General features: G+C 57.8%; 23 protein-coding genes. 9 read left to right on the top strand and 14 right to left on the bottom strand.

Features of this window, described 5'->3' with window-relative positions; all coding sequences use genetic code 11:
- Positions 1–59 precede the first annotated feature (59 nt).
- Positions 60–1,670 (bottom strand): LysM peptidoglycan-binding domain-containing protein, encoded by a 1,611-nt coding sequence (locus BFV97_RS07880; RefSeq protein ID WP_069299789.1) that lies wholly within the window; start codon positions 1,668–1,670, stop codon positions 60–62.
- A 103-nt stretch (positions 1,671–1,773) separates the two neighbouring features.
- Between BFV97_RS07880 and BFV97_RS07875 the strand changes: the two genes are divergently transcribed.
- Positions 1,774–2,337, top strand: a complete 564-nt coding sequence (locus BFV97_RS07875) for an LOG family protein (protein WP_069299788.1) — start codon at positions 1,774–1,776, stop codon at positions 2,335–2,337.
- A gap of 61 nt (positions 2,338–2,398) precedes the next feature.
- Here BFV97_RS07875 and BFV97_RS07870 read toward each other — a convergent pair whose 3' ends face one another.
- The 8 genes from BFV97_RS07870 to yajC all read right to left on the bottom strand — a co-directional run bounded on the left by BFV97_RS07870 (position 2,399) and on the right by yajC (position 8,460).
- Positions 2,399–2,851, bottom strand: a complete 453-nt coding sequence (locus BFV97_RS07870) for a host attachment family protein (protein WP_069299787.1) — start codon at positions 2,849–2,851, stop codon at positions 2,399–2,401.
- Between the two features lie 136 nt (positions 2,852–2,987).
- Complete coding sequence (locus tag BFV97_RS07865) at positions 2,988–3,587, bottom strand: superoxide dismutase (RefSeq protein ID WP_069299786.1); 600 nt, start codon at positions 3,585–3,587, stop codon at positions 2,988–2,990.
- Between the two features lie 197 nt (positions 3,588–3,784).
- Positions 3,785–4,243 (bottom strand): hypothetical protein, encoded by a 459-nt coding sequence (locus BFV97_RS07860; protein WP_069299785.1) that lies wholly within the window; start codon positions 4,241–4,243, stop codon positions 3,785–3,787.
- Positions 4,244–4,292: 49 nt separating this feature from the next.
- A complete protein-coding gene (locus BFV97_RS07855) occupies positions 4,293–4,646 on the bottom strand; it encodes an Mth938-like domain-containing protein (protein WP_069299784.1) in 354 nt (117 codons plus the stop codon).
- 30 nt (positions 4,647–4,676) lie between these two features.
- A complete protein-coding gene (locus BFV97_RS07850) occupies positions 4,677–5,426 on the bottom strand; it encodes a sulfite exporter TauE/SafE family protein (protein ID WP_069299783.1) in 750 nt (249 codons plus the stop codon).
- A gap of 1 nt (position 5,427) precedes the next feature.
- The gene (gene secF / locus BFV97_RS07845; protein WP_069299782.1) at positions 5,428–6,393 is read right to left on the bottom strand and encodes a protein translocase subunit SecF; all 966 of its coding nucleotides are present in this window, start codon (positions 6,391–6,393) and stop codon (positions 5,428–5,430) included.
- Positions 6,394–6,406: 13 nt separating this feature from the next.
- A complete protein-coding gene (secD, locus tag BFV97_RS07840) occupies positions 6,407–8,071 on the bottom strand; it encodes a protein translocase subunit SecD (RefSeq protein ID WP_069299781.1) in 1,665 nt (554 codons plus the stop codon).
- 68 nt (positions 8,072–8,139) lie between these two features.
- Positions 8,140–8,460, bottom strand: coding sequence for a preprotein translocase subunit YajC (gene yajC, locus BFV97_RS07835; RefSeq protein WP_069299780.1), 321 nt, complete (start codon positions 8,458–8,460; stop codon positions 8,140–8,142).
- Positions 8,461–8,841: 381 nt separating this feature from the next.
- Here yajC and BFV97_RS07830 point away from each other — a divergent pair, with 381 nt between their 5' ends.
- Positions 8,842–10,188, top strand: a complete 1,347-nt coding sequence (locus BFV97_RS07830) for a pentapeptide repeat-containing protein (RefSeq protein ID WP_069299779.1) — start codon at positions 8,842–8,844, stop codon at positions 10,186–10,188.
- Between the two features lie 21 nt (positions 10,189–10,209).
- Here the strand turns inward: BFV97_RS07830 and BFV97_RS07825 are convergent, their stop codons facing one another.
- On the bottom strand, positions 10,210–10,716 hold the full coding sequence (locus BFV97_RS07825; protein WP_069299778.1) for a hypothetical protein: 507 nt from the start codon (positions 10,714–10,716) through the stop codon (positions 10,210–10,212).
- A gap of 26 nt (positions 10,717–10,742) precedes the next feature.
- Entirely contained in the window at positions 10,743–11,039 is a 297-nt protein-coding gene (locus tag BFV97_RS07820) for a hypothetical protein (protein WP_069299777.1), read from the bottom strand.
- 183 nt (positions 11,040–11,222) lie between these two features.
- Between BFV97_RS07820 and serS the strand changes: the two genes are divergently transcribed.
- Entirely contained in the window at positions 11,223–12,515 is a 1,293-nt protein-coding gene (gene serS / locus BFV97_RS07815) for a serine--tRNA ligase (RefSeq protein ID WP_069299776.1), read from the top strand.
- A gap of 99 nt (positions 12,516–12,614) precedes the next feature.
- On the opposite strand, the gene BFV97_RS07810 is transcribed toward serS, so the two are convergent.
- From BFV97_RS07810 to surE, 3 genes are read right to left on the bottom strand one after another with little or no spacing between them, the layout of a single operon-like run.
- Positions 12,615–13,781: a peptidoglycan DD-metalloendopeptidase family protein gene (locus BFV97_RS07810; RefSeq protein ID WP_083225555.1), complete on the bottom strand. Its 1,167-nt coding sequence runs from the start codon at positions 13,779–13,781 to the stop codon at positions 12,615–12,617.
- 41 nt (positions 13,782–13,822) lie between these two features.
- Positions 13,823–14,464, bottom strand: coding sequence for a protein-L-isoaspartate(D-aspartate) O-methyltransferase (locus BFV97_RS07805; RefSeq protein WP_069299775.1), 642 nt, complete (start codon positions 14,462–14,464; stop codon positions 13,823–13,825).
- The gene (gene surE, locus BFV97_RS07800; protein ID WP_069299774.1) at positions 14,464–15,243 is read right to left on the bottom strand and encodes a 5'/3'-nucleotidase SurE; all 780 of its coding nucleotides are present in this window, start codon (positions 15,241–15,243) and stop codon (positions 14,464–14,466) included. Before surE ends, BFV97_RS07805 begins: the two co-directional genes overlap by 1 nt.
- 209 nt (positions 15,244–15,452) lie before the next feature.
- Between surE and BFV97_RS07795 the strand changes: the two genes are divergently transcribed.
- The 6 genes from BFV97_RS07795 (at position 15,453) to BFV97_RS07770 (ending at position 25,131) form a co-directional block, all read left to right on the top strand.
- A complete protein-coding gene (locus BFV97_RS07795; RefSeq protein ID WP_069299773.1) occupies positions 15,453–17,027 on the top strand; it encodes a bifunctional metallophosphatase/5'-nucleotidase in 1,575 nt (524 codons plus the stop codon).
- Between the two features lie 157 nt (positions 17,028–17,184).
- Positions 17,185–19,053: a calcium-binding protein gene (locus BFV97_RS07790; protein ID WP_108721654.1), complete on the top strand. Its 1,869-nt coding sequence runs from the start codon at positions 17,185–17,187 to the stop codon at positions 19,051–19,053.
- A 258-nt stretch (positions 19,054–19,311) separates the two neighbouring features.
- Positions 19,312–20,505, top strand: coding sequence for an ADP-forming succinate--CoA ligase subunit beta (gene sucC, locus BFV97_RS07785; protein WP_069299771.1), 1,194 nt, complete (start codon positions 19,312–19,314; stop codon positions 20,503–20,505).
- Between the two features lie 80 nt (positions 20,506–20,585).
- On the top strand, positions 20,586–21,467 hold the full coding sequence (sucD, locus tag BFV97_RS07780; RefSeq protein ID WP_069299770.1) for a succinate--CoA ligase subunit alpha: 882 nt from the start codon (positions 20,586–20,588) through the stop codon (positions 21,465–21,467).
- Positions 21,467–22,177: a hypothetical protein gene (locus BFV97_RS07775; RefSeq protein ID WP_069299769.1), complete on the top strand. Its 711-nt coding sequence runs from the start codon at positions 21,467–21,469 to the stop codon at positions 22,175–22,177. The genes sucD and BFV97_RS07775 overlap by 1 nt, the downstream gene beginning before the upstream one ends.
- Positions 22,174–25,131, top strand: coding sequence for a 2-oxoglutarate dehydrogenase E1 component (locus tag BFV97_RS07770; RefSeq protein ID WP_069299768.1), 2,958 nt, complete (start codon positions 22,174–22,176; stop codon positions 25,129–25,131). The genes BFV97_RS07775 and BFV97_RS07770 overlap by 4 nt, the downstream gene beginning before the upstream one ends.
- Positions 25,132–25,133: the final 2 nt, after the last annotated feature.

The following is a 25,133-nucleotide window of genomic DNA, read 5'->3' as shown; positions in this document are numbered from 1 at the left end:
CTTCTCTTGAAGGCTCTTAGATAGTTCCCGGCGACCGGATTGACCAGAGCGGCGAAGGCTTAATTTGGCGCCGCCGCCTCTGGCAGGTCAAACACCTGTCCGGGGTAGATCAAATCCGCATCCCTGATCCGGTCCCGATTGGCGCGGAAAATCTGGACGTATTTCACCCCGTCCCCGTAACGGCTTTCGGCCAGCGCCCAAAGCGTATGGCCCGGTTGCACCACCACTGTTGATTTATCCGGCGCATTGCGGGCAGCGGCGGCCAGTTCTGCCGGTGCTTCCCGTTTGAACGGACTTTCGACACGGGACAGCACATCTCCGGCCTTGCTGATCTGATCCACCCGCAGCGTGTGGACCCCCTGATCCACCGCAGGCAGCACAACGCGCCAGTTGCCATCCTGTAGCACGGGTTCGGTCTGGACCGGCTGGTTGTCCACATAAACCCGCACGAATTGTGCGCCACTGCCGCGCCCCGCCAGCACCACTGCGCCGCCCTGATCGTAGGAAATGGTATCAAGGCTCAGCGGATCGTCAGACAGTTCTTCGGGCAACGGGGGCTGGCCCGGTTGGATCACCGCAGCCCCTTGGGTATCGGCCACGACAATGGTGGGCGCGGTTTCCGGCGTATCGGGTTGCGGCGGCACCACCAGCACCGTCTGGGGAGAGGCTGAAACAACATCGCCATCCCGTAATTCCTCCAGCCCCATCGTCTGGGGATTATTTCCCGCCGGAAGCTGGACAATAGCCACGAAAGAACCGCTTTGATCCGCCCGAACGGTTTCCAGAGGGGCATTTCCAAGCGTTACCTGCACCTCCGCCCCGGGCGCCGCCTGTCCTGCGATCACGGTTGCGCCGCTGTTATCCACCCGCACCAGATCAAATCGCGGGGCTTTCGTGGTCGGGTCGGGCTGTGCGGTGGTGGCTTGCACCTCTGGCGCAGCGGCGGGTTGGGACGAATTGACCGCCAGATCCGGCGCGGATGCCTCCGCCGGTTCTGCAAGGTTATCCTGCACGCGTGGCTCGGTGATGTCTTCAAGCGCTGCCGTATCGGTTTCGTTCACGGGACCGACAGCTTCGCTGGCAGTGGCAAGGGTTGTGACAGGGGTATCGGCTACATCAGGGGTGTTCAGCCGCTCTGCTGGCTCTTGTGCCACCAAAGGTTCTGCCACGGGCGCTTCTGCCGCTGCCGTTTCTTCTGCGGTTTCGCCTGCCGTTTCCTCTGCGGTTACAGGCTCTGACAGCGCGGCCGCGGTGTCGCTTGCTGTTGGCTCTCGCTCAGTTGCGGGAGATACGGCGGGTGCTGTATCGCGCCCCGCCGTGTTCGGGCTGGCAGTCTCAACCGGTTCCTCTTCCTTTATAGCGTCAGTTCCGACGAACCCGAAATCGGCCGGCCTTTCGCGCGGGGCGGCCGGATCATCCGCGTTAACTTGCGCGGTGCTATTGGATGCCGTCGCAGTCTCTTGCACACGCCCGGACTGGGTCGTAGTCCGGGACGAGGATTCGCGCTGCGTCCCTAGTGACGTGTCCTGCAAGGTGGTTTCTTCCCGCGTTGGCACCAGTTCCGGCGGTAAAGGATCCCGCAGGAACACCATCAGCGCCATGATTATAGCGAGCGTCACACCCGCGATGGCAATCTGGATCGGGACGGAAATCGAAGGCAGCTTGGACATAAATCGTGGTCTTCTCGGGGCAGCGTTTTGCCGTTTCACCGGCTCGCTACCGTGATACACTAAGAAAACCCAATCTCAAAATGCCAATAACAAAGAGCCTGCAATGCCCCTAAATACCCAAAACCTCTCTGTCTGCGTCTTCTGCGGCTCCCGTTTCGGGACCGATCCGGCCTATAAACAGGCAGCGATCGACCTTGGCACCGGACTGGCGGAACGGAACATGCGGCTGGTCTACGGGGCCGGAGATGTCGGATTGATGGGCGCGGTTGCCACCGCCGCACAAAAGGCCGGCGGCGAAACCTTCGGCGTCATTCCCGAACACCTGCTGAACTGGGAGGTCGGCAAACGGGACCTGTCGGCCTTTATCGTCACCGAGACCATGCACGAACGTAAAAAGGTGATGTATAAGAACTCTGACGCGATTGTGGTCCTGCCGGGCGGCGCCGGTTCGCTGGACGAGTTCTTTGAGGTGCTGACATGGGCGCAGCTAAAGCTCCACGCCAAGCCGATTATTCTGGTGAATATCGACGGCTACTGGGACCCGCTGCTGGCATTGGTGGATCACACGGTAGATAAGGGTTTTGCCGATGGCAGTCTGAAACAGTTGTTTGTTGTGGACGAAACCGTTGAGGCAGTCCTGAACCGGCTATCCCCTGCCAACGGCTAGCCCCCAAATGAAGCGGTGCGGGCATATTCCCCGCACCGCTGTTTTTCCGGCACCGACTGCGTCAGGCGGCCAGTTCTTTTTTCACAATATCCTCAATTTCATCCAGCGGGTGATTGGTCAGGGTTTTGGCAATCTCGCCAACCACCTTATCGGACACTTCCGAATGGATCTGACTGCGCAGCTCCCCCAGAATGTTGGGTGCAGCCACAAGAACAAGGTGCTTGAACTGGCCCTTATGGGCGCGCTGGTACAGCATGTCTGCCAGTTGGGCCGCGAAACGTTCTTTCTCCAACTCATGAAAATCCGTATCCGCCAGTGCAGAACGTTGTCCCTGCCCCACATCGGGCATCCGTCCGGGTCGGTTGGCAGCCTGTTCCCGGTGGGGGGGATTGTCCTGCTCTTCCTTACGGACCACTTGCAGGTGCGGATCTTCTCCATCGGTCAGGTTTTCCAGAAACAGCGCTTTTTCACCGTCTGCGACAAGCACCCAAGTCCCGTTTTTCAGTTCAGCCATCTGATCCTCCTAAGTTGTTCCGGTTCACAGAGCCAACGCGGGGCAGGACGACAAGGTTGCATGAAAAAACCCGCCCCCAAGGTTTGGGAGCGGGTCAAAAGATCTGTCGTCATGGCGCAGGACCGCGCCCTGCTGCTTACATGCGGCTTGCGACGTTTTCCCAGTTTACCAGTTTGTCGAGGAAGTTCGACAGATAGGCCGGACGTTTGTTGCGGAAGTCGATGTAGTAGGAGTGTTCCCACACATCACAGCCCAGCAGCGCGGTCTGACCAAAGCACAGCGGGTTCACGCCGTTTTCGGTTTTGGTCACTTTCAGACCGCCGTCTTTGTCTTTTACCAGCCAGGCCCAACCGGAACCGAACTGACCTGCACCTGCTGCAGAGAAGTCTTCCTTGAACTTGTCAACAGAACCGAAGCTGTCTTTCAGGGCGGCTTCCAGTTCGGAAGGCATCTTGCTTTCGCCCGGACCCATCATTTCCCAGAATTGGTTGTGGTTCCAAAGCTGGCTGATGTTGTTGAAGATGCCGTTCTGGGCAACAGAAGACGCATCATAAGTGCCGGTGATGATGTCTTCGAGGGACTTGCCCTCCCACTCGGTTCCCGCGATCAGCTTGTTGCCGTTGTCCACATAGGCTTTGTGGTGCAGGTCGTGGTGATATTCCAGTGTTTCCTTGGACATGCCGGCATCTGCCAAAGCATCGTGCGCATAGGGAAGATCGGGAAGTTCAAAAGCCATAGTATCCTCTTTCTGTTTAGTCTGGCCAAAGCACTGCTCTGGCGTCGGGGTGATTGTATCGCGCTTCACCTGTCGGTAAAACCCGTGTTTTGCCTATCTCTAATGCGTTGAAATTGTTTTGCAAACCAAATCAGGCTTTTGCTGTGCCCGACGGCATGGATGATTTCGACGCAGACCTTCCCGCCCCGTGCAAGAGGCTAGAGAGGTATCAGTTGTTCCAAGGGTGCGTTGCTTTCGACGCAGGCTCCCTTGGCGGTGAAAAAGCTGTTCAGACCGCTTGGGCTGGCCCGTAAAAGGATTTTGTTCCCGCCCCTTAGCAACGTTGCGGTAAAGGTAATCGGCAGCGCCCCGCGCCCTGAAAAATCGCGCGTGGGGCGGGCTTTGGGGTTGTCATAGCGTCCGGATTTCCAGTTCAGCGACACCCGCACCGAATTGGCGGTCACAACCTGCGCGGTGGCCAGTTGGCCGCTGATCGAATAGGTGATCGGGTCAAAGGCACGCGCCGTGGTGTCGCCTTCAAATACCTCAAACGCAAGGGTTTCGGGGGCCCATCCGCTGTTTCTGGCGTCTTTGAGCACACAATTATAGGTCCGCGCAGCCGCCGGTGCAGCCAGCAGGATCGCCGTAAGGCAGGACAGATGTAAAAGTCTTTTCATAGCCCATAACCTAGAGCCTCCGCCAGCAAAGCCAAGCCCTATTCCAAGCTCAGACTGGCAAGGCGGCGATGGCTACGCGGCGGCCTTCGGACAACAGGATGTTATAGGTGCGACAGGCGCTCGGGCTGGACATGACCTCGGCGGCGACACCCGCTTCTTCGAGCGTCTCGCGCAGGCTGGCGGGCAAGGGCGCAATATCCGCACCCGTACCCACAAAAAGAATGTCATAACTGTCTGCAAGGGCCAGCAGCGGTGCGGGATCCTGCAATCCCGCCCAATCCGAAATACCCTGCGAACTTAACAACAGGGCGCCGTCGCGGGGCTGGTTTTCCACCCGAAAGAACCCCGGACCATAGGCGTCCACAGGCGGTTGTGAACCGAAGGTGACTTCTGAAAGTTTCATAGGCTTTCTCCTGTTTTTCTGGCGCGCGGCCTAACCCCATAGCGGCAGCCCCGTCAGGGCCGACACGGTAATCACGACGAATGCTGCCGCTCGATACAGGTTTTCCTTGGCAGGATCAAACAACGCCGCCCCTACCGCCGTTCCTGCCATATAGGGCAGCAGCGCCAGCAGCCCGATAAGGATCGGCTCCCAGCCCAGCACGCCCTGCATCCCGAGAACCGGAAAAATCGCCAGATCAGCTAGGATCAGATAGAGGATCATATTGGCGCGAACGGTTTCGGCGGGCAAACTGCTGGCCATGTAAAGCACCGTGACCGGCGGGCCGGGCAACCCGGCAACCCCGCCGAGAAATCCGCCAAGCCCCCCTGTAGCAGCGATCACGCCCTTGGACAGTTGCCCCCTATAGCGCAACCCCGACAGCAGAACCATAACGCAGATCAAAGTGGTGACAGAAACCACATAGCGGTAGGTGTCTGATTCCATACGCACCAGAAACCACAGTCCAACCGGAAGCATGATCACCAGCCCCAAACCCATCAGAACGATGTCGCGGGGCTGCCCCTTGCGCAGCGCACTGGGCACCATTGGCAGCGGGCCGAAAATATCCATCGAAATCAAGGAAACCAGCGCAGTGACCGGACTGACCACCGCACTGGCGAAGGGCAGATAGACCATCGCGGTGCCAAACCCTGTGAAACCGCGCACAATGCCGGCGATGGCAGCCCCAAGGAGCAGCCACCACAGTCCGGGCAGCTGCACCAGTTCTGTCAGGGTGTGCACGTCAGGCGTCGATGTTGGCGAACTGGTTGCCCGAGGTATTGTCAGGTTTGGATTTATCCCGTGTCACACCAAGGCGCAGCAGCACGCTGGAGGCCACAAAGACCGACGAATATGTCCCCACCAAAACGCCCCAGATCATCGCAAACACAAAACCGCGGATCACATCGCCGCCCAGCACAAACAGGGAAATCAGCGCGATCAGGGTTGTGACAGAGGTCATCACCGTCCGGCTGAGGGTCTCGTTGATGGAGAGGTTCAGAACATCCTGCAACGGAGTTGTCTTGAACTTGCGCAGGTTTTCCCGCACGCGGTCAAACACCACCACCGTATCGTTCAGCGAATAGCCCACAATCGTCAGCAGCGCCGCAATAATGGCCAGATCGAATTTGATTTGCAGCAGGCTGAACACACCGATGGTCAGGGTCACGTCATGGATCAGCGCCAGCACCGCGCCCACTGAGAACTGCCACTCAAACCGCAGCCAGATGTAGAACAAAACCGCCAGAACAGCAAAAACAACGGCCTCTACCGCGGTCCAGACCAGCTCTCCGGAGACCTTTGGCCCGACACTTTCCACAGATGGGAAAGTGATGGTGCTATCCGCCTCGGTCAGCGCCGCTTTCACCGCCTGAATAGTCTCGTTGGTGATTGCCTGCGCCCCGTCCTGCGCCTGAATACGGATTTGCGCCACATTCAGGTCAGGCCGCGTCGGATCGGTCACTTCGGTGATGGAAATATCCCCGAGGTTCAGCGGCGTTAGCGCATCGCGGTATACCCCCACATCCACAGTTGTCTCACTGTCGGTGCGGATCGTTGTCCCTCCCATGAAGTCGATCCCATAGTTCAACCCCATCGTCAGGAACAGCACCACAGAGGCCACCATCGCCATCGCTGACAGGCCCACCGTGATATAGGTGATGCCGAAGAAATTAACATTCGTGCTTTCGGGAACCAGTTTCAAACGCATGTTTCTTGCTCCTTCAAACTTCGATTGTCTTTGGACGACGATATTGCATCCATGTGGAAATCAGCAGTCGCGTTACCCAGATTGCCGTAAAGACCGAGGTCACGATGCCAAAGCCAAGGGTAATCGCAAAGCCGCGCACCGGACCGGACCCCATGACGAACAGGATGACTGCGGCGATCAGAGTGGTGATATTCGCATCCACAATGGCCGAGAACGCCCGCTCGTAGCCAAGCTCGATCGCGCGGGCCGGGCCTTTGGCAGATTTCAACTCTTCGCGGATACGCTCAAACACCAGCACGTTGGCGTCCACCGCCATCCCGATGGTCAGCACGATCCCCGCAATACCGGGCAGGGTCAATGTTGCGCCAATCGCGCTGAGCAGTCCAAAGATCAGGGCAACGTTGATAATCAGCGCCACATTGGCAAACAGGCCGAAGGTGCCATAGCTGAGCCCCATGAAGATCAGCACAGCGGCAAAGGCAACGATACAGGCGATACGCCCCGCATCAATGCTGTCCTGCCCCAGTTCCGGCCCGATGGTCCGTTCTTCCAGATAGGTCACTTTCGCAGGCAAGGCCCCCGCCCGCAACTGGATCGCCAGTTTAGCGGTTTCTTCCACACTGAATCTGCCGGTGATGATGCCGGAACCGCCCGGAATATGGCTGCGGATTGTTGGTGCGGACACGACGCCCCCATCCAGCACAATCGCAAAAGGCGTGCCGATGTTATTGGCGGTGTATTCCCCAAAAATCCGTCCCCCCGAGGGGTTCAACCGAAAGCTGACAGCCGCCTGATTGTTCTGGTCAAAGGCCGCTTGCGCATCCACCAGTTGTTCGCCGCTGATGACAGGGGTTTTTTCGAGGATGTAAAAAATCCCCGGCTCGTCTTCGGAAGGCAGCATGATCTGGCGGGACTGGACGCGGGCGTTCTGATCTGACGTGCGCCCGACAACCGCGTGAAACGTCAGTTTCGCGGTGGTACCGATCAGGTCCTTGAGTTCTTCTGCCGAACCGATGCCAGGCACCTGGATCAGAACACGATCCGTGCCCTGCCGCTGGATTGTCGGCTCTCGTGTGCCGGCCTCATCCACACGGCGGCGGATAATTTCGAGGGTTTGCTCCAGCGTGCGCTGGTCGGTGGCCAGTTTCTCGGCCTCGGACAGACGCACGATGACATCTGCCCCGTTGGAGCTGACTTCGATGTCGGTCTGTCCCGCACTTGTCAGCGAAACCACGGGTTGGGCCAAAGCGCGAACGGCTGCGACCGCTGCATCAATGGCTTCGGGTTTGGAAATGCGCACGTGCAGCTCGTCTTCGGGGCTGTCCACGCGGCGGATGGTGCCGATCTCGCTGCGTTTGCCGCGCAGCGCATCGCGCACAGACGGCCACAGATCATCCATTCGGGCGGCGTAAACCTCTCCCAGTTGGACCTCTGCCAGCAAATGCGCCCCGCCCCGCAGGTCAAGTCCAAGGTTCACCAGAGACGATGGCAGGAAGGACGGCCATTGTGCGGCCATTGCCGCCAGTTCCGGCGTTTCCTCCGCCCCCGCTTCCAGCGCGGCGGTAGCATCATTGTATTGTTCCACCTGCGTATATTGCAGGTTGGGACTGGCCATAAGAATTCCAAGGGCGCAAATGCCCCAGATCACTATCTTTTTCCAAAGGGGGAATTGAAGCATGCTCTGCCCTTGTTCTTGTTATTATAGCCGAAAATGCGCACCGGAGACCGATGCGCATTCTGGCGTGTTTACGTTGTCGGCTCTGTCTTGCTCAGAACGGTCTGGATGGTGGATTGGACCACACGAACCTTAACGCCTGTGGCCAGTTCGACTTCGACTTCATTGTCTTCCTTAACCTTGGTCACTTTGCCGATCAGACCGCCGGCGGTGACAACCTGATCCCCTTTGCGCAGGGCTTCGACCATAGCGCGGTGTTCCTTCAGCTTCTTTTGCTGGGGACGGATCATCAGAAAATACATGATGCCAAAGATCAGAATCAGCGGCACAAAGCCCCCGATTCCACCCAAACCACCACCGGCTGCCTGTGCATAAGCAGGACTTGCAAACATATTTTTATCCTTTGTAGCGGGCAGCCGTTCAGCCACCGAATTTCCGCGTGGAACCTAGAACTTCAGATGGGGGATAGCAAGGCCGCTGACAAGAGCTAATGCAGCGAGAAAACAGATCGAATCGCGCAATCTGCCCGCAAACTGCCAGATGCCACGGTTTTGTGACCGCTCCGCTGCGGTCGGTTTTCCCTTATCGGGCAAAATCATCGCGGCCTGCGTGTTTCGTTTCCCAAACGGAAACGATGAATGAAATTGCCCCCTTGCCCGACAGAAACTTTGCGTCAAATAAGTTGATAACACAAGAAATCCGGCGCACTCTGGTCGCTATACTACTGTAAGAATTATCCAAAATGCTTTGCGCATCTGTCGGGGGGACAGTCTATGGAAACAACAGAACGGGGGCTGGTGCTCGATCTACCGGCAATTACGATTCCCACCTCTCTGTCGCCAGAGATGGTGCCCTGGGCTCTGGCCGCCGGTGTTCTGCTGTTGATCCTGATCCTGCGTTACAAGATGTGGCGCGTCTGGCGGCGGCGGCTGAATTTCTTTCGCCGCACCGAAAAACCGCTGCTGCGGGTGATAGGCTGGATGTCGATTCTGGTGTCTCCGATCTGGATTTCTCTCATATTTCTGGTGTTTTTCTCAATCTGGATGCTGGCGATTTCCTTTGGCGAGGCTATCGGCGTTGAATCCATGCGCTGGCACGTGCTGGCGATTGTCGGGATGATCGCCTCTTTGGTGGGGCTGTTGTCCATGCCGCTGTTGATCATGAACGCCTTTCACGCCGAGCGGCGCACCCGCGCGAATGAAGAAAGCTATCTGACCGACCGGATTTCCCAAGCGGTGGAAAAACTGGGGGCGGAACGGGTTGTCTGGCGGGACAACAAACAACAATCCGAGCCCAACCTTGAGGTGCGCATGGGGGCGCTGTACCTGCTGGAGCGGATCGGCAAGGACAGCCCGCGCGACCATATCCCCATCACCGAGACCATCTGCGCCTATATCCGCGAAAACGCCAATGCGCCCTATATTGACGCCGCCGCTACCCGCCAGAATGAAATCGACGCCGCCCGCCGGCTCAAGATCAAGCGGACCGATCTGGAAGACAGCGACAGGACCGCCTGTCTGACCTATGCGGTGCCGCGCGCGGATATTCAGGCGGCCGCTACCATTCTGGGTCGCCGTTCTGAGGATGCCATTGCGCTGGAAGAATCTGAAAAATACGTGCTTGACCTGCGGGGGGTGCATCTGGACCGGATCGACCTGACCAATGCCCATCTGGCCAATGCCATAATGGATGACGCCAGCCTCAACGGGGCCAGCCTGTGTGTAGCCAATCTGCGGGGGGCGCGGCTTAAGAATGCCTCGCTCATCGGGGCTGATCTGTTCAAGGCCAATCTAACCGAGGCATGGCTGTCCGGCGCGACCCTGTCCAATGCGTGGCTCGACTGGGCTGTGCTACACGGTTCGCAATTGTCGCTGGCGAAGTTCCAGAACGCGAATTTCTCGGCCACCGAACTTAGCTTTGCGGCGGTGAAAAGCACCGATTTCACCGATGCAAAACATCTCGACGAACAGCAACTGGCTGAAACGGTGGGCGATGGCTCTACCGTTCTTCCGGTCAATATCCTGACACCCCGTTCTGAGACATGGACGGATAAGGTGCTGCCGTCCGAAGCCTTTTTCAGCCTGTGGCGCAATGTAAAGAAACAGGCGGGGATGACCTGAGCCACCCGCCCCGAAACTTTGTCAGTTTAACAGCACCCGCAGTTTCTGGCCCGGACGCACCGTCACCCGTTTGGCCACCGAACCGCCCTCAGGGAAATAGCTGTTAGGCACGGTCCAAAGCACCCGTGACTGCACGTAATACGTCCCTGCCGCCACGCCGTTAAACTCAAAATCCCCCTCCGCATCGCACATCGCAATGCGGCGATACTGTAAATATTCCGGTGGTACGCCTTTTTGCGTCACCCCCTGAAACACATTGATCCGCCCGCCCGACACATCGCCGTAGATCTTGGCAAACCGCTCTGTCGCGTAGCGGGTCGCGGGAAACAGATTTACCTCTTCGCCCGCACAGGTCACAACGCCGCCTCCGTTCTGGCGCATAAACGCCTGCCCCGAAAGATGCGCCGATCCCCCCTGTTTGACAAAAGCCGCCTCACGCGGATCGAATTTGGCGGTGATTTCCAGATCCCGCCCGACACAGGCCCCCAAAATCAGGGCCAGACAGGAGAGTTTAATACCTTTGAACACAGTTTTATTCCTTACAATACGTCGACTTAACATTTCAAACTGGCGCGGGTCAGGACCGTGTCGGATTTCGGAAGCACTGCTTTCACCTCACATCCCGTCACGATTTCAATCGCCGTGACCCCGTCGGACACCGCCTGTTTCAACCCCTTCAGGGACTGGTTGTTCAACCGCAGGGCCTGCGCCTCTGCATCGTTGTAATAAACCAGAAAGCGGTTTTCCCCCACGTTGAGCCGATTGCTCTGCTCATAGTCAAATCCGACCAATGGCGTATCACAGCCCGCAAAAGCCACACAAAATCCGAATATGATCCAAAACTTACCCATGACCCCAGCTTGACCCAAAGCGGTTAACACATGGTTAATGCACTGGCGAAACCGGACAGGTGCCGCCGCATCACGCCCGCAACAGGCCAAAGCCCCTGTTGAACAAACCCTCTTAACCTTGGCGCCGGTTTCCTATATCCCGCCATCATCACCGACTCCGTTACTTTGAAAGGCTTAAGGACGATGCATGATATTCGACTGATCCGTGACAACCCCGAAGGGTTTGATGCCGCACTGGCGAAACGTGGATTGGCGCCGATGTCATCCCAAATCCTCGCCATTGATGAATCCCGCCGTGCCAAGATAACGGCGGCGGAAACCGCTTTGGCGGATCGCAATGCGGCCAGCAAACAGGTGGGCGCGGCCAAGGCCAAGGGCGACGAGGCAGAGTTTGAACGCTTGCGTGCGCTGGTGGCGGATAAAAAGGCAGAAATTGCCACTCTGGAAGAGGAAGCCAAAGCCGAGGACCAGCGTTTGCAGGGCCTTCTGGCCACAATCCCCAACCTGCCCCATGACGACGTGCCCCTTGGCGCGGATGAGTCCGACAACGTGGAACTGCGCAAGTGGGGCACGCCGAAATCCTTCGATTTTAAGGCGAAAGAGCACTTCGAACTGGCCGCTGTGCAAGGTGGCATGGACTTTGAGGCGGCGGCGAAACTGTCCGGTTCGCGCTTTGTTGTGATGTCGGGTGCCGTGGCGCGCGTACACCGTGCGCTGGCCCAGTTCATGATCGACACCCATACCAGCGACAATGGACTGACCGAGGTCAACACCCCTGTTCTGGTGCGCGACGAGGCGATGATGGGCACCGGCCAGTTGCCGAAATTTGCCGAGGACAGCTATCAGACCACGAACGGCTGGTGGCTGATCCCCACGTCAGAGGTTACACTGACCAACCTTGCCGCTGGCGAGATGATGGACGAGGCTTCCCTGCCCCGCCGCTACACCGCCCATTCCCTGTGTTTCCGGTCCGAAGCAGGGTCGGCGGGACGGGATACCTCGGGCATGTTGCGCCAGCACCAGTTTGAAAAGGTCGAAATGGTCAGCGTCACCCGCCCCGAGGACAGCCTGTCCGAACTGGACCGGATGACAAAATGCGCCGAGGGTATTCTGGAACGTCTGGAACTGCCGTATCGAACGGTGATCCTGTGCACCGGCGATATGGGTTTTGGCGCGCGCAAGACCCACGACATCGAAGTTTGGCTGCCCGGTCAGGACACCTACCGCGAGATCAGTTCCTGCTCGGTCTGCGGAGATTTCCAAGCCCGCCGCATGAACGCCCGCTTCAAACGCACTGGCGAGAAAAAACCGGAGTTTGTGCACACGCTGAACGGTTCCGGACTGGCGGTTGGGCGCTGTCTGATTGCGGTGCTGGAAAACGGCCAGCAGGAAGACGGGTCTGTCAAACTGCCAGAGGCGCTGCATCCGTGGTTGGGTGGTAAAACCATGATCACAGCCGACGGGGTTATGGCCTGACGCCAAACCCGCTTGGGCTGTCCGAAAACACAAAACCCCGCCGGACTGGCGGGGTTTTTTATTGGATTACAAAGCCTTACACAGCCAAGGTGAAGCGGATTAAAGGTAAGGTGTGGGGTCCACACTCTCGGTGCCGCGCCGGATTTCAAAGTGCACGAAACCGGGCGAACCGCCCGCAACTTTGCCAAGTGATTGTCCGCGGCTCACATTCTGACCCTTGCTGACGGACACGTCAGACAGATTGGAATAGACGGTATACAGATTGTCTGGGTGGCGCACGAGGACGATCTTGGAATTGCCGCCCGCCGAGGACACGAGTGCGACTTCGCCGTTTTCGGCGGCTTTCACTGTGGTGCCTTTGTCGGCTGCAATATCCAGCCCTTCATTCCCGCCGGGTTTGTTGGAATAGCCGCGCAGAACCTCGCCGGACACCGGCTTGAGCAGCTTGCGGGACGCGCCAGCAGGGGTGCGTTCGGCTGCGAGGTTCGGGCTGTCGGGCACAACCGCCTCTTCCACGGGTTCGGGCAAAGGTTCAACAGCGCTTGGCGGGATCGGCGTGATGGAGCCCTGCCCCGGTGCCGGTTCCACCGCCGCAACTTGCTGTGTCTGGCGGGCCGGTGTGCCGTCTTCAACCACGGGAATCAGCAGTCGCTGGCCGGTGCGCACCGCAAGATCCTTGCCCAGACCATTCCAGCTTGCCAGAGAGGTCACGGACACACGATACAGCCGCGCAATAGAATAAGCGGTTTCGCCCTGTTCCACCACATGGCGGATCGGTTCGGGGCCTTGTTGCACCGCAGCCGTTTGCTGGTTGCCCGCCCGCCCGATCGCCGTAGAGGCAATCGCTTCGATGTTATTGGTGCCAGCAGCCGTGCCAGCAGAGGTACCCGCAGCAACAGATGTCGAGCCGACCGGAATAACAACGCCTTTGGGCAGGGCCAGAACCTCACCAGAGCGGGGCATGTAATTCGGGTCGAGTCCGTTGTAACGGGCCAGTTCAACGCCGGTCATACCGATACGGCTGGCCACATCGTTCATGGTGTCACCCCGGTTGGCGACAATGACCTGATAATGGGGATAGGTGATCAGTCCGCGACTGTCGGGTTTGGGCCTCGGGGCGGACTCGACAACGGCGTTATTCGTGTTCGGCCTGCGGTCAAGCCTGTCGGTCAGACTGCCCGGACTGGTGTCACACCCCATCAGCAAAATTGCGCCGCCTGTCAGTAGAATTGCACTCTTGCGAAGTCCTGTCATACCCTTCGTCATACCGCTCACCTCAATCGTTTGCCCAGTTTCAGGCTATTTTCTTAGGGATCCGGAGAGATCCCCTCTACCAGCGGCACAAAACGTACCGCCTCTAACTCTGTGTATTCAAAGCCGTTTTCCAGCTTTTCCACCTTGATCAAATGTTGCACCGCATCCGTTTGCCCAACGGGTAATACCATAATACCCCCGACACGCAATTGCGCCAAGAGATTTGCAGGCGGGTCTTCTGCGGCGGCCGTCAGAAGGATACGGTCAAAGGGCGCCTGATCCTCCAGCCCAAGAGATCCGTCTCCCGTCATCACAATCACATTCGCCAGCCGCAATTCGTCGAGCACCCGCTGCGCACTTCGCGCCAGACCGCGATGCCGCTCTATGGTGTAAACCCGCCGTGCCAGATGGGACAGGATCGCCGCCTGATAGCCCGATCCGGTCCCGATCTCGAGCACCTTGTCCCGTGGCCCCACATCCAGCGCCTTGGTCATTTTACCCACCACCGAAGGCTGGCTGATTGTCTGGCCGCTGGCAATTGGCAGGGCCATGTCTTCATAGGCGCGGGGTTGGAAGTGACCTTGCACGAACAGATGCCGTGGGACTTTCTCCATCGCGTTCAGAATGCGCTTGTCCGTGACGCCGGCTGCGCGCAACGCGAACATATATTGCATCATGGATTGCGCATTAACCATCAGGCAAAGACCTTTTGAAGCTGTGCCATAGATTGATGCGCGGTCAGATCGGCCCGCATGGGTGTCACCGAGACATAGTTTTGCAGGTTCGCATGGACATCACTGCCCGGTTCGGTCGGCTGGTCCTGCGGTCCGCCCTGAATGAACAGGAACCGGCGGTTGTTGATCGTGTGGGGGTCGATGGTAAATTCGGTATCCGCACGCCAGCCCTGTGTCACCGCCTTGGTGCCTTGCACCTGCGCTGCCGAACAGGGCGGGAAATTCACGTTATAGAACAGCTCGTAAGGGCCGTCGTGCCACGGGGCTTCGTCATAAAGACGGCGCACGACCTCTTCTCCGCTGGCCCGTGCAGCCGCAAACGGATCATCAAGATCGCGGTTGTCCGGTCCGAAATACTGGGACAGGGCAATGGATTTCACCTGATGCATGGCGGCTTCGATCACGGCCCCGACCGTGCCGGAATAAAGCGTGTTTTCCGCCGCGTTGTTGCCACGGTTCACACCGGAGAGGATCAGATCCGGCGGATTGTCCTTCATAACCTCGAACAGCCCCGCCAGCACGCAATCCGCGGGCGAGCCATCCACCGCAAAGCGGCGCGGGTCCAGTTCGGTCAGCAACATCGGCTTGGTGTAAGAAATGCAATGACCCACACCGGATTGTTCAAACGCCGGTGCCACGGTCCAGACGTTGTCCTTGCCCGCAATTGCGCTGGCAATTTCATGCAACGCCATCAATCCGGGCGCGGAAATTCCGTCATCATTGGTAATCATTATCCGCACGGCTGCCTGCTTTCCGTTTTGCTGTCTAAAATACTCTGCAGTGTAGCTACCCCAAGCAGCGCGGCGTGAAAAGGCGGAATTCGCCCCTCCACCTAGGGAAACCTTGACAGAACAGAGACGAGGCGGAACACTCAACCCTATGTTTACCGACGGAGCACCTCTCGCACAGGCGCCGCCCGCTCTCCCATTCGACTTTTAGGAGCCTTTCCATGTCTGCCAAACTACTGACCACTATTTCTGCCCTCGCGCTAAGCGCCTCTGCGGCGGCTGCGGATTATTCCCTGACCATCCTGCACACGAATGATTTCCACTCGCGGTTCGAGCCGATCAGCAAATACGACAGCGGCTGTTCGACCGAGGACAATGACGCAGGCAAGTGTTTTGGTGGTTCGGCCCGTCTGGTGACAGCCATCAAAGAGGCCCGCGCCCGGTCCAACAATGCGATTCTCGTGGATGGCGGCGACCAGTTTCAGGGTTCGCTGTTTTACACCTATTATAAGGGCAAGCTGGCGGCCGAAATGATGAACAAGCTCGGCTATGACGGGATGACCGTGGGCAATCACGAATTTGACGACGGCCCCGAAGTGCTGCGCGGGTTTATGGATGCGGTCAATTTTCCGGTTCTGATGTCCAACGCGGATGTTTCTGGCGAGGATCTTCTAAAGGACAAACTGGCCAAATCCACCGTGATCGAACGGGGCGGCGAAAAACTGGGCCTGATCGGTCTGACGCCCCACGACACCCATGAGCTCGCCAGTCCGGGACCGAATATCATCTTCACCGATCCAGTAGATGCAGTTCAGGGCGAGGTGGACCGGCTGACGGAAATGGGCGTGAACAAGATTATCGTGCTGTCCCACTCCGGTTATATGGTGGATCAGAAGGTTGCGGCTGAAACTACAGGTGTAGATGTGATCGTGGGCGGTCACACCAACACACTGCTGAGCAATACCAACGAGCGCGCCCAAGGCCCCTATCCCACAATGGTCGGCAACACCGCGATTGTGCAGGCTTACGCCTATGGCAAGTTTCTGGGCGAGTTGAACGTCACCTTTGACGACGCGGGCGAGATTGTCTTGGCCAAGGGCGAACCTGTCATTGTTGACGGCGAAATTGCCGAAGACGCCGACACCAAGGCGCGGATTGCCGAAGCAGCCGTTCCCTTGGATGAGATCCGCAACAAGGTGGTTGCGGAAACAGCCGAACCCGTTGAGGGCAACCGCGAGGTCTGCCGGATTGAAGAATGCGCCATGGGCAATCTGGTGGCCGATGCCATGCTGGACCGGGTGAAAGATCAGGGCATAGACATCGCCATTGCCAACTCCGGCGGTTTGCGGGCCTCGATCGACGGGGGCGAGGTGACGATGGGCGAAGTGCTAAGCGTGCTGCCCTTCCAGAACACGCTGTCCACCTTTCAGGTCAGCGGTCAGACCGTCATCGACGCGCTGGAAAACGGGGTTAGTCAGGTCGAAGAGATCAAGGGCCGTTTCCCGCAGGTGGCAGGGCTGAAGTTCACTTGGGACCCGTCCAAACCTGCGGGTGAAGGCCGGATTGCAGAGGTAATGGTGGCCAAGGGTGACGGGTTTGAACCGATTGATCCGGCGGCGACCTACGGTGTGGTTTCAAACAATTATGTGCGGGGCGGCGGTGACGGCTACAAGATGTTCATTGATGCGCAGAACGCCTATGATTTCGGACCGGATGTGGCGGATGTTCTGGCGGAATACCTCGCAGCGAACGGACCTTACAAGCCTTACACGGACGGTCGCATCAGCCGCAAATAGGCAGCATCCGGTCCATTTCAATTGATTACAAGTCAGCTCCGGCGCTGGAATTGCACCTGCGCCGGAGCTGGCGCTTATATGCCCGGTTTTACGCCGCTCGAAATCTTGAAATACTGCTGCACCTCCGCTAACTTACGCCGGAATTTCGGAGGGATTTATGACTACACATACTTTTAGCGCATTTAGAGCAACTGACAAAAAGAATGTGCTGACACTGGTGAACCAGAACAGCACCGTCACCATGACGTTCAATCACATTGGCGAAACCCTGAGCTATGCGCATTTTGACGACGACCCGCGCGGGCTGTCTCCGGTCGAGCTTTTGACGGTGCCGCAGCAGGTGGTCATCGACGGTACGGTTTTCAATGGCGTGGAAGGTATTCAGGATATTGACGTTGGACGACTTGAATGGGGGGCCGGCAATGTAACTGATGTCATGCTGATCCACCTGTCGCGGACAGAGTTCGTTTTCATCAATATCGCGGGTGATCCGGTCAGGGTTGAATCCTCCGAGGAGCTTCGCAGCTTCGTGTCCAGCCTGACCGCAGAAGGCCCGATCCTTTCTGGCGATCTTGCTGCGAACCAGTCTTTCAGCTTCACCCGCTTCACAGATCATGTGTCCGTCAGCGAAAACGATGACGTTACCGGGACGGAAGGTGACGATAGCTACCAGCTTGGCGCTGGCGACGACACGGTCAAAGCGCTTGGAGGTTCGGACCTGATCGATGGTGAAGACGGCAATGATACGATATTTGGCGGCGACGATCAGGATTTTCTTTATGGCGGCAAGGGGAGAGACCATCTCTACGGCGGCGCATCCGGCTATTCGAGCTCGTTTGGTACAGATCAACTCTTTGGCGGCGCCGGCAAGGATTCCCTGTTTGGTGGCCCAGAGCAAAGCGAGCTTTACGGCGATGGCGGGCGCGACAAGCTTTACCTGCTGGAAGGCGATGGTGTCGCCTTTGGTGGCGGTGGCGGCGACAAGATCTACCTTGAAACAGAACTGTTCGGCGGCGCCTACGAGATGCAGGCTTATGGCGGTAAGGGCAACGACAAAATCTTCGGCGGCAATGCGTCGGATTATCTTTATGGCGACGACGGGCGCGACGTATTGAAGGGCGGCAAGCGGGGCGATTTTCTGGACGGACGGAACGGTGATGACCGGCTGTTCGGCGGTGCCGGCGGTGATCAGCTTAAGGGCGGGTCCGGCGATGACAAACTCTTCGGACAAAACGGTGCCGATGTGTTTTACGGGGGCACCGGTGCGGATGAATACTACGGCGGGAAAGGCAAGGACACGGTTTCATACGAACTGTCCAAAACCGGCGCGACAGCATCCCTGAAAAACGACAGTGCGAATGCAGGGTCAGCGGCCGGTGACAGCTACCAAAAGATCGAGAACCTCCACGGCACCCATTACCACGATCACCTGACCGGCACGAACGGCGCCAACAGTATCGCCGGTTTTGCCGGAGACGACATGCTGTTTGGCGGCGGCGGCGCCGACTGGATGTCTGTCGAGGACGGCAACAACGAACTTTACGGCGGTAGCGGCAAGGACAACATGGAAGGGTTTGGCATCGGCACGAACCTTTATTATGGCGGCGGCGGCAATGATTACATCTGGGATGAATCCAACGGAGCGACAGTCTATGGCGGGGGCGGTGCAGACTACATCCAGACCAGCAAGGGCCGTGATCTGATATTCGGCGGTGCCGGTAAGGACGACATCCACAGCGGCAAGGGAAATGACACTGTCGCCGGTGGCGGTGGCGAAGACAATTTCTATTTCCACACCGATCTGAACGACCGCCTGACCATCACGGATTTTCAGGATGATGTGGACACGCTGTTCTTCGACCACAATCTTTACGAGGACAAAAAAGGCGACCCCACCAGCATCGCGGCCTTCATGGATAAATATGCCCATGAGGTGGACGGGGACGTGATCTTTGATTTCAACAACGGAAACAAGGTTGTTGTCATGGGCATGACCAAGATGGAACTGGTTGACGATCTTGCCTGAGACCGGAGGCGTCAAGCGGGCGTGAAATCGTATATCCGCCCTTGGGGAGAAAGCCTCCAAGGGCGTTCCGCGTGCACCAAAGGCCCCCGAATCAAGGGGCGCCTCCACGCCCCCTACGCTTTGTGATCACATAATTTTGACGTGTGATCACAAAATGACGTATTTACGCCGATAACGGAAAAATTATCCTTTTTCCCTTCAAACACTGTTCTGGATGTGCGACCAACGGGTGAATTCTTTGCCTAAGGGACAGCTCGCATGAACATTCACGAATATCAAGCCAAGCAACTTTTGAAAGAATACGGTGCTCCGGTATCTGACGGCCGCGTGGTTCTGCGCGCCGAGGATGCCAAGACCGCCGCAGGAGAGCTGGACGGCCCGCTTTGGGTGGTCAAGGCCCAGATCCACGCAGGGGGACGCGGTAAAGGATCGTTCAAAGAGGAATCCGCTGGTGATAAAGGCGGTGTGCGCCTGACCAAATCCGTGGAAGAAGCCGCCGAGGAAGCCCGCAAGATGCTGGGCCGCACGCTTGTCACCCATCAGACAGGCCCCGAAGGCAAACAGGTCAACCGCATCTATATCGAGGACGGTTCCGGCATCGAAAAAGAGCTGTACCTCGCTCTGCTGGTCGATCGCGTATCCAGCCGCGTTTCCTTTGTTGCCTCTACCGAAGGCGGTATGGACATTGAAGAAGTGGCCGCGAATACCCCTGAAAAGATTGTGACTTTCTCGGTTGATCCGGCCTCCGGCCTGTCCGCATTCCACGGCCGCCGCGTGGCTTTTGCACTGGGTCTTGAAGGCGCACAGGTCAAACAATGCGTTCAACTGATCTCGCAACTTTACAAGATGTTTGTCGAGCGGGACATGGAAATGCTGGAAATCAACCCGCTGATCGTGACCGACAAGGGCGATCTGAAGTGCCTCGACGCCAAAATGGGTTTTGATGGCAACGCTCTGTACCGTCAGAAGGATATTCTGGCATTGCGGGATGAAACCGAAGAAGACCCCAAAGAGCTCGCCGCATCGAAGTTCGATCTGAACTACATCGCGCTGGACGGTGAAATCGGGTGTATGGTGAACGGTGCCGGTCTGGCGATGGCCACTATGGACATCATCAAACTCTACGGTGCAGAGCCTGCCAACTTCCTTGATGTGGGCGGCGGTGCGACGACTGAGAAAGTGACCGAAGCCTTCAAGATCATCACCTCCGATCCAAACGTCAAAGGCATTCTGGTCAACATCTTCGGCGGTATCATGCGCTGTGACGTGATCGCAGAAGGCGTTGTTGCGGCTGTGAAAGAAGTCGGTCTTCAGGTGCCGCTGGTTGTGCGTCTGGAAGGCACAAACGTGGAAGAAGGCAAGAAGATCATCAACGAGAGCGGCCTTGCCGTGATTGCTGCCGACGATCTGGGCGATGCTGCACAGAAGATCGTCAAAGAGGTCAAAGGCTAATGTAGGGCGGGGTTCACCCCGCCAGCGCTTTCCGGCGGGGTGAACCCCGCCCTACCCCAAATTACCAAGGAACAAACACTATGGCCGTACTCGTAAACAAGAACACCAAAGTTATATGCCAGGGCATCACCGGCTCTCAGGGGACTTTCCACTCCGAGCAGGCGATTGAATATGGCACACAGATGGTAGGCGGTGTGACACCGGGCAAAGGCGGGCAATCCCACCTGAACCTGCCGGTGTTCAACTCTGTCCATGAAGCCAAAGCCAAGACCGAAGCCAATGCGTCTGTGATCTACGTGCCCCCGCCCTTTGCTGCGGATTCCATTCTGGAAGCGATTGATGCGGAAATGGAACTGATCGTCTGCATCACCGAAGGTATTCCGGTACTGGACATGATGAAGGTGAAACGGGCGCTGGAAGGCTCCAAATCCCTGCTGATCGGTCCGAACTGTCCGGGTGTTATCACACCGGGCGAATGTAAGATCGGCATCATGCCGGGTCACATCCACAAGCCGGGTTCTGTGGGCATCGTTTCCCGCTCCGGTACGCTGACATATGAAGCGGTTGGCCAGACATCTGCGGCTGGACTGGGTCAGTCCACGGCGATTGGCATCGGTGGTGATCCGATCAAAGGCACCGAGCATATCGACTGTCTGGAAATGTTCCTTGCAGATGATAACACCCATTCCATCATCATGCTGGGCGAAATCGGCGGTTCTGCCGAAGAAGAAGCCGCACAATTCCTGAAAGACGAAGCCAAAAAGGGCCGTTCCAAGCCTTGCGCCGGTTTCATCGCAGGCCGCACAGCGCCTCCGGGTCGTCGCATGGGTCACGCCGGTGCGATTGTTGCCGGTGGCGTCGGTGGCGCGGAAGACAAGATCGAAGCGATGAAATCCGCTGGCATCGTTGTAGCTGACAGCCCTGCCGGACTTGGTGAAGCTGTTCTCAAGGCTATCGGCTGATGCCCCGCCGCCGCGATGGTTGCGCGGAGATTGCGCACGCATTCCTGACTGGCGGCTTTACTCTTGCAAGGCGCGCCCGTCGCGCCTTGTGTGCGCTGTGCCTTGTGGCGCTGGCGCCCGCTTCGGCCCATGCGTTTGACACCGCAGCCTGTATAACCCCCACAAGCGACCTGACCGATGTTGAAGCCCGCCTGAGCGCGGAAGGCTGGAGCCGTGTCACCCGCCCGAGCACACCTGTGATCGAATCCCTCGCCTGGATCGGCATGCCGCAGTTTTTCGCGGGCGACAGCGGTGGCCAGACGCAATCTTATGTGCTGGATCTGAAACGCAAGGCCGCGCAGGGGTATTTTCGCAAAAAAGACCTGCCCAACGCCAAGACCCGCATTCTGACCCGAAAGGTCGGGCGGGAGTCCGAACTGCTGTTGCTGTCGTGGTTAAGAACCTCGCTGATGGAAATCCATGTCACCTGTGACTTTGCGCTGAGCGAAGCCACCACCGCCCCCTTGCGAAATCAACATGCGCCCCTAGCTTACAGCAAAGGGTTCGCCCGCGTGCCAACCCTCAGAGCAACGGACTTCGGCAACACCCGCACCATCCAGCTTGTCTTTATGGACAAGAAAACCTTGAAATCCGGCCTGCGAACCAATGTTCCGGCCTCTGCTATCATCTCAACCTCCCTGAGCTATCCCGCAAAGGACCACAAACCATGACCGAACTTCCTTCCAACGACCAGTTTAATGCTGAGAGTTTTTTGCAGGGACATAATGCTGAATATATCGAACAGCTTTATGCGCGGTTTACCAAAGACCCCTCTGCGGTTGATGCCGCTTGGGGCGATTTCTTCCGGTCGTTGGATGATCCGGCAGGTGATGTGCAGGCAGAAGCCGCTGGCCCCAGTTGGGCCCGTTCGGATTGGCCGCCCCAGCCCAATGACGAACTGACAGCAGCGCTGGACGGTCAGTGGGGCACGGACCCGAGCGCGAATGCCGAGAAGAAAATCACCGAGAAAGCAGCGGAAAAAGGGGTCGCTATTTCTGAAACGCAGGTCCGTCAGGCAGTGCTGGATTCCGTGCGCGCCCTGATGCTGATCCGCGCCTACCGGATCGTCGGCCATCTGGCCGCTGACCTTGACCCGCTGAACATGCGCAAGACCGGAGACCTGCCCGAACTGCGCCCCGAAAACTACGGCTTTAGCGAGGCGGATATGGACCGCCCGATTTTCCTAGATAACGTCTTGGGTCTGGAAACAGCCACCATGCGCGAAATTCTGGAGATCGTGAAACGCACTTATTGCGGTACTTTCGCGCTGCAATACATGCATATTTCCGATGCAGAACAGGCCAGCTGGCTAAAGGAACGCATAGAGGGTTTTGGCAAGGAAATCCATTTCACCAAGGAAGGCCGCAAGGCGATCCTGCAAAAAATGGTCGAAGCCGAGGGCTTTGAGAAATTCCTGCATGTGAAATACACCGGCACCAAACGTTTCGGGCTGGACGGCGGCGAAAGCCTGATCCCTGCGATGGAACAAATCATCAAACGGGGCGGCGCACTTGGCGTTGAGGACATCATCATCGGCATGCCCCACCGCGGCCGGTTGAACGTTTTGTCCAACGTGATGCAAAAACCCTTCCGCGCGATCTTTCACGAGTTTCAGGGCGGCAGTTTCAAACCCGACAGCGTGGATGGGTCCGGCGATGTGAAATACCATCTCGGCGCGTCTTCGGATCGTGAGTTTGATGGCAATTCGGTGCACCTGTCCCTGACCGCCAACCCCTCTCACCTTGAGGCGGTGAACCCTGTGGTTCTAGGCAAGGCACGGGCCAAGCAGGAACAGCTTAACGATACAGAGCGCACCAAGGTTCTGCCGATCCTGTTGCACGGCGATGCGGCCTTTGCCGGACAAGGTGTGGTTGCGGAATGTTTCGGTCTGTCGGGTCTGAAAGGCCATAAGACCGGCGGCACCATTCATGTTGTGGTGAACAACCAGATCGGCTTCACCACAGCGCCCCACAACTCGCGGTCCAGCCCCTATTGCACCGATATTGCGCTGATGGTTGAAGCGCCTATTTTCCACGTAAACGGCGATGATCCCGAGGCAGTGGTCCACGCCGCCAAAGTTGCGATTGAATTCCGCCAGAAGTTCCACAAGGACGTGGTGATCGACATCATCTGCTACCGTCGTTTCGGCCACAACGAGGGCGACGAGCCCATGTTCACCAACCCCGAAATGTACACGCAGATCAAGAAGCACAAGACCACTCTGGCGGTTTACACCGAACGGCTGGTCAAGGACGGTCTGATCCCCGAAGGCGAAATCGAAGATCAGAAAGCCGCGTTTCAGGCCTATCTGAACGAGGAATTCGAGGCGGGCAAATCCTACAAACCCAATAAGGCCGACTGGCTGGACGGGCGCTGGTCCCATCTGGACAAGCGGGGCGAGGATTACCAGCGCGGGGCCACATCCGTAGACGAAGAGTCCCTGCGCAATGTGGGCGAGGCGTTGACCACCCTGCCCGACAGCTTTAACGTTCACCGCACGGTGTCCCGCCTGCTGGAAGCCAAGAAAGAGATGTTTGCCACTGGCAAGAACATCGACTGGGCCACAGCCGAGGCGCTGGCCTTTGGCACATTGCTGCGCGAAGGCTATCCGGTGCGTCTGTCGGGTCAGGATTCCACCCGCGGCACGTTCAGCCAGCGGCATTCCGGTATCATCGACCAGAAAACCGAAGAACGCTACCTGCCGCTGAACCACATCGCGGACAAACAGGCGAAATACGAAGTCATCGACTCCATGCTGTCGGAATATGCGGTGCTGGGATATGAATACGGCTACACCCTTGCCGAACCGAACGCCCTGACCCTCTGGGAAGCGCAATTCGGGGATTTCGCCAACGGTGCGCAGATCATGTTCGACCAGTTCATCAGCTCCGGCGAGAGCAAATGGCTGCGGATGTCCGGTCTGGTTTGCCTCTTGCCCCACGGCTATGAGGGCCAAGGACCGGAGCACTCCTCTGCCCGTCTGGAACGCTTTCTGACCATGTGTGGCGGGGATAACTGGATCGTGGCGAACTGTACAACGCCTGCGAACTACTTCCACATCCTGCGCCGCCAGATGCACCGGACGTATCGCAAACCCTTGATCCTGATGACGCCGAAATCCCTGCTGCGCCACAAACTCGCAGTCTCCACACTGGCGGAAATGGCCGAGGGCTCCAGCTTCCACCGTGTGCTGTGGGATGATGCGCAATACGGCAACTCGGACACGACACTGGTAGATGACGCCAAGATCAAACGGGTCGTTCTGTGTTCCGGCAAGGTTTACTACGACCTGCTGGAAGAGCGGGACAAGCGGGGCATTGATGACATCTACCTGCTGCGTCTGGAACAGTTCTACCCCTTCCCTGCCCATTCCATGGTGACAGAGCTGCAACGCTTCCCAAATGCAGAATTCATCTGGTGTCAGGAAGAACCCAAAAACCAAGGGGCCTGGACCTTTGTGGAGCCGAATATCGAGTGGGTTCTGACCCGTATCGAACATAAGAACACCCGCCCGTCCTATGTCGGTCGCAACGCCTCCGCGTCGCCGGCAACAGGACTGGCAAGCCAACATAAAGCAGAACAACAGGCGCTGGTGAATGCGGCGCTGACATTAGAGGATAAATAACC

It is taken from the genome of Neptunicoccus sediminis (assembly GCF_001719615.1).
Taxonomy (GTDB): domain Bacteria; phylum Pseudomonadota; class Alphaproteobacteria; order Rhodobacterales; family Rhodobacteraceae; genus Amylibacter; species Amylibacter sediminis.
Note: the sequence above shows the minus strand (reverse complement) of the source record. Positions and strands in the feature narration are given on the sequence as shown.